At 63.3% G+C, this 7,701-nt stretch carries 7 protein-coding genes; 2 read left to right on the top strand and 5 right to left on the bottom strand.

Annotated elements, in window-relative coordinates:
* Nucleotides 1-213: 213 nt before the first annotated feature.
* The 5 genes from CKO27_RS02315 to CKO27_RS02295 all read right to left on the bottom strand — a co-directional run bounded on the left by CKO27_RS02315 (nucleotide 214) and on the right by CKO27_RS02295 (nucleotide 4,336).
* Complete coding sequence (locus CKO27_RS02315) at nucleotides 214-741, bottom strand: phosphatase PAP2 family protein (protein WP_200373253.1); 528 nt, start codon at nucleotides 739-741, stop codon at nucleotides 214-216.
* Complete coding sequence (locus tag CKO27_RS02310; protein WP_420825809.1) at nucleotides 713-1,939, bottom strand: glycosyltransferase family 4 protein; 1,227 nt, start codon at nucleotides 1,937-1,939, stop codon at nucleotides 713-715. The genes CKO27_RS02315 and CKO27_RS02310 overlap by 29 nt, the downstream gene beginning before the upstream one ends.
* A gap of 4 nt (nucleotides 1,940-1,943) precedes the next feature.
* Complete coding sequence (locus CKO27_RS02305; RefSeq protein ID WP_200373251.1) at nucleotides 1,944-2,783, bottom strand: lysophospholipid acyltransferase family protein; 840 nt, start codon at nucleotides 2,781-2,783, stop codon at nucleotides 1,944-1,946.
* Nucleotides 2,784-2,789: 6 nt separating this feature from the next.
* Nucleotides 2,790-3,554: a GNAT family N-acetyltransferase gene (locus CKO27_RS02300; protein WP_200373250.1), complete on the bottom strand. Its 765-nt coding sequence runs from the start codon at nucleotides 3,552-3,554 to the stop codon at nucleotides 2,790-2,792.
* Between the two features lie 125 nt (nucleotides 3,555-3,679).
* Complete coding sequence (locus CKO27_RS02295; RefSeq protein WP_200373249.1) at nucleotides 3,680-4,336, bottom strand: histidinol-phosphatase; 657 nt, start codon at nucleotides 4,334-4,336, stop codon at nucleotides 3,680-3,682.
* Between the two features lie 253 nt (nucleotides 4,337-4,589).
* On the opposite strand from CKO27_RS02295, the gene CKO27_RS02290 reads away from it, so the two are divergent.
* Entirely contained in the window at nucleotides 4,590-5,129 is a 540-nt protein-coding gene (locus tag CKO27_RS02290) for an RNA pyrophosphohydrolase (protein ID WP_200373248.1), read from the top strand.
* 178 nt (nucleotides 5,130-5,307) lie between these two features.
* On the top strand, nucleotides 5,308-7,569 hold the full coding sequence (gene ptsP, locus CKO27_RS02285; RefSeq protein WP_200373247.1) for a phosphoenolpyruvate--protein phosphotransferase: 2,262 nt from the start codon (nucleotides 5,308-5,310) through the stop codon (nucleotides 7,567-7,569).
* Nucleotides 7,570-7,701 lie beyond the last annotated feature (132 nt).

The following is a 7,701-nucleotide window of genomic DNA, read 5'->3' as shown; positions in this document are numbered from 1 at the left end:
GAAAGTAGGTCACCGCCAGGGCCTTATCCCCCAAAACCCCCTGTTCCTCCGGAACCGGGGGTTTTGTTTTGCCCGATAAAGACTTGCGCGCGCGACTCAACCCTCCGCGATCTCCCGCCCCCTGGCCCCTGGCCGCCAGGGGGCGGATCTAAACCGCCTCTCTACCGCACTCGCCGAAGATCCCGCACCGCCCCCGCGCCGCACTGGTCCTCTCTAGGCAACCAGCGAAATGCCCGTGTAGGCGAGTCCTAATCCAATCAGGGTCGCGACCAGGACGTCGGTTGGATAGTGGAGTCCCAATAAAATTCGCGACATGGCGACTAGGGTTGCGAAGGGGATCAATACCCAGGCCAGTTCCGGGAAGTAGTAGATCGCGACGGTCGAGAAACTCACGGCGTGTAGCGTGTGACCGGACGGAAAGCTGTAGTGATCCAGCGGTGGTACGAGGGCGTTGATGTCCAGCGCATGGTGGCAAGGACGTTCGCGCCGGGTAACGCCCTTGAGCGATTTGTATATCAAGAGTGCGATCCCGCCGGTCGCGAGCATGTGGAGACTGGCTTGCAGGCCGGCGAGGCCGTGGGTCAAGGGCAAGGCCCCCATCAGGCTGTACCAGAATAGGCCGTCGCCGAGCCGGCTGACGATGGCGAAGGGTCGCTGGATCCACTGACGCTGACCAGAACGACTCCAGACGCGGCAGACGGACAGCTCTAGATCATTTAGATGTTGTAGCCATGCTTGCATGACAAGCCTCCGTTCCGCGTTGTCGGTGGATTACTTCGAAAAGACGCTCCTCGAGTCTGCCCAATACCCTCGCCCAACTGATGTCCTCGGCGGTCCTTCTGGCTTCGAGCCCCATTCGGCGAAGTCGTTCCCGATCGCGGATCGCCTCGCGGCAGGCGGCGATGAAGCCCTCGCGGTCGTCGACTGGCGAGGTCACGCCATTGACCCATGAGGTAATGTGCGAGCGGGCCGCCGCGTAATCAAAGGCGATCACCGGTAACCCGCTCGCCATGGCCTCGGTCACGACATTGCCGAAGGTTTCGGTCAGGCTCGGGAAGAGAAAAAGATCGCCGGAGGCGTAGTGGGCGGCGAGTTCGTCTCCAACTTTCGCCCCGGCGAATAAAAAACTCGGGAATTCGCGTCGCAGATGCATAAGCTCTGGCCCGTCGCCGACCAGCACGAAGCGCGCGTCCGGGCAATCCGATAGGATCGCCTGGAATCCAGTGCGCGCCAGATCCAGATTTTTCTCGGCCGCGAGGCGGCCAACATAGAGGACGACGAGTGAATCCTCGCGGCAGCCCCAGGACTGGCGTAGTTCCGGATCGCGCCAACTTGGGGCAAAGCGTGCGACATCCACGCCTCTACCGAAAACATGGACGTTCTCGAACCCTTGCCCAGCCAGTTGGCTCTGCAATTCCGTGGTGGGAACCAGGGTCGCGTTGGATCGATTGTGGAAATGACGCAGGGTATCCTCGACCCGGTGCATGAGCGGGCCGAGTCCATAGTGCTGGCTGTACTGATGAAATTGGGTGTGGAAACCCGTGACCGAGGCGATTCCGAGCGCGCGCGCCGTGGCGAGCGCGGCGTGCCCGAGCGGTCCCTGCGTGGCGATATAAACGAGGTCGGGCGAATGGCGCTTCCACAGCCGGCGCAGACGCCAGTAGACGGGTAGTCCGAAGCGTAGGCCGCGGTAGCCGGGGATGGGTAGCCCTGGGACGAGATGCAGATCGAACTGTCCTGGCTCCGGCTTGTGCCGATCGGTCCGCTGACGCGGGCGGATCAATTGGATGTCATGGCCCCGCTCCGCCATCCCCTCGGCAAGGTGGAGCATGGTGTTCGCGACCCCGTTGATTTCCGGGGGGTAGGTCTCGGTCACGATCGCGATCCTGAGCCGGTCGCGAGGCTGGTGTGTCGATGACATGGGGATCGGAGGGCTCATGCGCTCAGAGCGGACGCGGATCCAGGTTGATGACCCTATCGTCGACACCATGCGGCCACGTCTCGACCGCGCTGATCGGGGTATCGCGATCGGGGTGCCGGGATTCGAGGTTGAGTGCCTCGACGATCCGAGATCGGGCGCGTTCGGCGAGCGCGCGGCGCGATTCCCCTTGCTCGGCCCGCATGGGAGGCATGAACCGAACATGAGCGACCAGGCCCGGATGACGGATCAGCCGCCAGAGATTGGCGATCAGTGTATCTTCCCCGACGTAGGGAACCTGGGTGTCTGGCCCGGAGGCGCCTACGCCCCGATAGCTGATCGCGACCGGCTGGACATGGATTCCCGGTTGCTGGGCGAGCGCGAAGAGTCGCGGGTGGAAGCGGCTCACGCCGCGTCCATCCGTCGTGGTTCCCTCGGGGAAGATCATGATGGAACGACCTTGGGACAGATCCTCCAGAAGCCGGTCAAGCACCGCCTGGGACTGGTGAGCGCCGCGCTCGATGAAGCGGGTGCCCGCGATCTTCGCCATCCAACCGATCAGCGGCCAGCCCCGAACCTCCGACTTGGAGAGGAAGCCGAGTTCACCCTGAGCCCCCAGAATCGGGATATCGAGCCACGAGATATGATTGGCGATCAGCAGGCCGTTGGGCATTGGACGCCCTTCCACCCTGAGTTGGATTCCCAGGGCGTGATAGAGTCGGCGGTGCCACCAGCGGACGGCCTTGGGCAGCCAGGCTGGCCGACGACCCTGGCCAGATGTCAGGCGGATAGATAGGGCAAGTAGGGCGCCTGTCGTCAGGTGCTCGACGACCCGCAGGGTTCTCCACAGTGACCGGGTAACCATCGTTTCTTAATCGTTCGTGATTCTTTCGAGAAAATGCCGGGAATAGGTTGGATTCAGTTCGTCGACATCGAGCAGCATCAGGACATCTCCGACACCGAAATCGGGATCGCGGCAGGGATCCCCGCAGACCTTGGCGCCGAGACGCACATAGGCGCGCAGCAGGGGCGGTAGCGGTGCGTCCAGGATGTCATCCGGCACCTGGGTGGCGATCAGCGGAACCCTTGGGTTCACCCGCAGGGTCTCGTGCGCCATGGCCTGCCGGCGTAGGCGATTCATGATGGCGGATGCCTGGATGTCATGCTCGCCGAGCGGGACGCTCGCGCAACCGAAGAGATAGTCGAATCCATGTCGCTGGATGAATCCAGCCAGTCCGGACCAGAGTACCGCGATCGCGGAACCCTGTCGGAATTCAGGGTCGATGCAGGTTCGGCCAACCTCTAGGAGACGTCCTTCCAGGCGAGTGATGGCCCCCAGCTCGAACTCGCTCTCGGAGTAGAAGCGACCCGCGCGGCCGGCGCCCTCGGTGGTCAGGAGGCGCGTGCAGCCAACCACCTCGCCGCGGCTTGTCTCGCGGACCAGCAGATGCTGGCAATAGTCGTCGAATTCGTCACAGTCGTAGCCGACGCCGCCCTTTAGCTTCGCGCCCATCTCCTTGCCGAAGACCCGGTAGCGAAGCGCTTGGGCCTCCCGCACCTCCGGCTCGGAGGTAGCGATCTCGACGAACAGACGCTCGCCGCGTTTGGCTGGCAACGCACTGGCGGACAGGACCATGAAAAACCCTCCGAAGGAAAAATGCCTGGAGGATGATCTTAGTGCGCGACTGTTGCGGGCTGATGTGAACCCGATGACGGGGAGGTGACCGTGGGGCGGCTAGCCTGGGTGGGTCGTGCCGGGGCTCAGCCGCGCAGGGAGATGATCAGCCAGCCGCACTCCTCGGCGGTCTCGCGCAATCGCGCGTCCGGATCCACCGCGACGGCACGGTCGACGCGCTCCAGGAGCGGCAGGTCGTTGTGCGAGTCACTGTAGAAGCAACTTCCGGTCAGGTCCAGGTCGTGCTCGCGCAGCCACTGCTCCAGGCGGATGACCTTGCCCTCGCGAAAGGCCGGCACGCCTTCGACCTCGCCCGTATAGACGCCCTCGCTTTCGGCGGGTAGGGTGGCGATCAGGTGCGGCACCCCGAAATGCGCGGCGATGGGGGCGGTGACGAAGGCGTTGGTGGCCGTGATGATCAGCGGGATGTCACCTGCGGCCTTGTGGGTCTCGATGAGGCGGCGCGCGGCCGGGAGCATGATGGGCTGGATGATCTCGGCCATGAAGCGCTCGCGCAGCGCCTCCATGCGGTTCCTGGGGTGATCGCGGAGCGGACGCAGCGAAAAGCGGAGGAATTCCTGGATCACAAGTGTGCCGGCCAGGTATTCGCGGTAGAAGCGTTCGTTCTCGCGCTCGTACGTATCGCCATCCACGACGCCGTGTCTGGCGAGAAAGCGTCCCCAGAGGTAGTCGGAGTCGCCATCCAGAAGGGTGTTGTCGAGATCGAAAATAGCCAGTGGCACGAGGCGGATTCCAGTCGGTGATGAAGGATGGGGGTGAGTATCCCGGAGCATCCGGGATACTCACGGATTCGCGAACCTGTTTCAAGGCCCGTCGGTTGTCCGTGCGGTTCCGGCGCGTCGCGCCGAGCGTGACGGAAGCCCCGGCCACGACGACCAAGCTCTTGATTGGCAATCGCTTATACTCGGCCTTGCTTGCCGGGGACGAGCGGTCTGTGGAAAAATGGGGCAGGACAAGCCAAGGGGACATGAATCCTTGATCGACCACGACGGCTTTAGACCCAATGTCGGCATCATCCTGACCAATCAGGACCGACGCCTATTCTGGGGGCGCCGCGTCGGCCAGAATGCCTGGCAGTTTCCGCAGGGGGGCATCAATCCAAACGAAACGCCCGAGGAGGCCATGTTTCGGGAGTTGGAGGAAGAAGTCGGCCTGAGGGAGCCGCATGTGACCATCCTTGGCTGCACGCGCGGCTGGCTGCGCTATCATCTGCCCAAGCGTTATATCCGTCGCCACTGTGGCCCGACCTGCATCGGTCAGAAGCAGGTCTGGTTCATGCTCCGGGTCGACTGCGGCGAGGACGCCTTCTGCCTCGACCGCACGGACAAGCCGGAATTCGATGCCTGGCGTTGGGTCAGGTATTGGCAGCCCCTATATGAGGTAGTGTATTTCAAGCGCCACGTCTATCAGCAGGCGCTTGAGGAACTGGCTCCGATACTCTACCCGGAGGGTGTGCCGGAACGCGGCCATGTCTATTCCGGAACCTCCAAATTTCTGCGCCAAAGGTATCCCTAGCCGATCCCAAACCTCTTGTCCGTGAATGAGTTCAAGGCGCGGGCGCGCTGGTTGATAAGCGGCTCCGTCACTTCCGGCTCTTGCCTTCAATGGCGGCCAATTCGATCCAGCAACCCTTCAGCCAGGCACCAGTTTGTCCGACATCCAATCGTCGCCGGGCGTGAGCCCGTCCTTCAGCATGCTCGAATCCCTCAGGCGCATCGTTCAGGAGGTGAACAACGCCCGTGACCTTGAGGAGGCGTTGACCATCATCGTGCGTCGCGTTAAGGGTGCCGTGGGCGCCGATGTCTGCTCGGTCTACCTCAACGACTACGACAATCACCGACATGTCCTGCACGCGACCGATGGACTGCGTAAGGACGCCGTCGGGCGGGTGCGGCTGGAACTCGGGCGGGGGCTGATCGGTTTGGTGAGCGAGCGCGCCGAACCCATCAATCTGGACGACGCGGCCAATCATCCTCGCTACGAGTGCATCATCGATACCGGCGAGGAGCGGTATCACGGATTCCTGGGGGCGCCCATCATTCAGAACCGCAAGGTGTTGGGCGTGCTGGTTTTGCGCCAGCGCGAGCAGCGGCACTTCGGGGAGGACGAGGTCACCTTCGTCATGACCCTGGCCTCGCAGTTGGCGGGCGCCATCACCTTCGCCCGTACCAGCGGCGAACTCGCGCGCCTTCAGGACGAGGGCATTCCGCAACGCTTTCTGCCGGGTCTGGCGGCTTCTCCAGGTATCGGTATCGGCGTCGCCGTGGTGGTTTATCCGCCGGCGGATCTGGATGCCGTGCCCGACCGTCGGCCCGAGGATCCCGCGGCGGAGTCGGAGGATTTTCGCCGGGCGGTACGAAACGTGGCCGACGATCTCGACCGTTTCGCCTCCCGCACGCAGGTTCATCTGAGCACGGAGGACATGGCGCTGTTCGATGCCTGGCGCCTCATGCTGGAGAGCGATACCCTGATCGACGGCACCCTGTCACGGATTCGCGACGGCAATTGGGCGCCTGGGGCCTTGCGCGAGACTATCACCGAGCACGCCCGGGTGTTCGACAACATGGATGACACCTATCTGCGCGAGCGGGCCTCCGATGTCCGCGACCTGGGCCGCTGCATCCTGATGCATTTGCAGAATCAGGTCGCCGCGCCGATCCAGTACCCAGCCCAGGCGATTCTGGTGGGCGAGGAGATCAGCGCCATGCAGATCGCCGATGTCCCGCGCGAAAAGCTGGCTGGAATCGTATCCACCACCGGTTCGGGTTCATCCCACGTCGGCATCCTGGCGCGTGGCATGGGGGTTCCGGCGGCGATGGGTGTGTCGGATCTGCCCGTGGGGCGGGTCGAGGGACGCGAAATGGTTGTGGATGGCTACCGCGGCCGTGTCTACGTTTCGCCCGGTCCGGCGGTGCGTCTGGAGTATCAGCGGCTCGCCGCCGACGACGCGGCGCTGACCAATGAACTCCAGGCCCTCCGGCATCTTCCGGCCGAGACCACGGACGGCTATCTGATTCCCCTGTACCTCAATACCGGCCTGGTCTCGGAGAACCGTCCACTGGGGATCGAGGAATCCGCCGGGGTCGGCCTCTATCGCACCGAGCTGCCGTTTATCGTGCGCGATAGCTTTCCGGGCGAGGCCGCCCAGATGGCGAACTATCGACATGTGCTCGAACTGTTCGCGCCACGCCCCGTGACCATCCGCACCCTGGATATCGGCGGCGATAAGCCATTGCCTTATTTTCCGATGCACGAGGCCAATCCCTTTCTCGGTTGGCGAGGGATCCGCATCACGCTCGATCACCCGGAAATCTTTATTACCCAGGTCCGGGCCGTCCTGCGGGCGGCCATTGGGCTGGACAACCTCCAGTTGCTGCTACCCATGGTCAGCACCGTCACCGAGGTCGACGATGCCCTGCTGCTGATCCGTCGCGCTCATGACGAACTGCTTGAGGAAGGCTATCAGGTGAGGATGCCGCCGGTCGGCGTCATGATCGAGGTTCCGGCCGCCGTCTATCAGGCCGAGGCCCTGGCGCGCCGGGTCGACTTCCTTTCGGTCGGCACCAACGATCTCACGCAATATCTGCTCGCCGTCGATCGCAACAACCCGCATGTCGCCAAGCTCTACAACGAATACCACCCGGCCGTGCTGCGCGCCCTGCTCCAGATCCTGACGGGCGCCAGACTCCACGGCAAGGAGGTCAGCGTCTGCGGCGAGATGGCGGGTGATCCGCTGGCCACCTTCCTGCTGCTCGGGATGGGTGTCCATAGTCTGAGCATGGGAGCCGGCAGTCTGTTGCGCGTCAAGAAGGTGATCCGCAGCATCAGCAAGGTGCGGGCGCGCGAGGTGCTCAAGGTGGCCCTGCAATGCGAGGATGCCGGCTCGGTCCGCCGGTTGCTGCTGGATGCCCTTGAGACGGTCGGGCTGGGTGGCCTGGTACGGCCGGGCCGGTAGATCGGAATCTAGCGAGCCTGGGGCGATTTCCGGGAGCGTCCGTACCCGACCGAAAGCTCCGGAAATGGACAGGATTAACAGGATTCTTCAAGATTTACAGGATTAAAAACAGAGCTTTATAAATCCTGCTCA

The sequence above is a fragment of the Thiocystis violacea genome (assembly GCF_016583575.1).
GTDB lineage: Bacteria > Pseudomonadota > Gammaproteobacteria > Chromatiales > Chromatiaceae > Thiocystis > Thiocystis violacea.
This window is presented reverse-complemented; position numbering and strand designations above follow the sequence as displayed.

What these genes read in the sequence shown, in the direction of transcription:
- CKO27_RS02300 (WP_200373250.1), bottom strand. Translation starts at nt 3,554, where the DNA reads ATGGTCCTGTCCGCCAGTGCGTTGCCAGCCAAACGCGGCGAGCGTCTG.
- CKO27_RS02305 (WP_200373251.1), bottom strand. Translation starts at nt 2,783, where the DNA reads ATGGTTACCCGGTCACTGTGGAGAACCCTGCGGGTCGTCGAGCACCTG.
- CKO27_RS02310 (WP_420825809.1), bottom strand. Translation starts at nt 1,939, where the DNA reads ATGAGCCCTCCGATCCCCATGTCATCGACACACCAGCCTCGCGACCGG.
- ptsP (WP_200373247.1), top strand. Translation starts at nt 5,308, where the DNA reads ATGCTCGAATCCCTCAGGCGCATCGTTCAGGAGGTGAACAACGCCCGT.
- CKO27_RS02315 (WP_200373253.1), bottom strand. Translation starts at nt 741, where the DNA reads ATGCAAGCATGGCTACAACATCTAAATGATCTAGAGCTGTCCGTCTGC.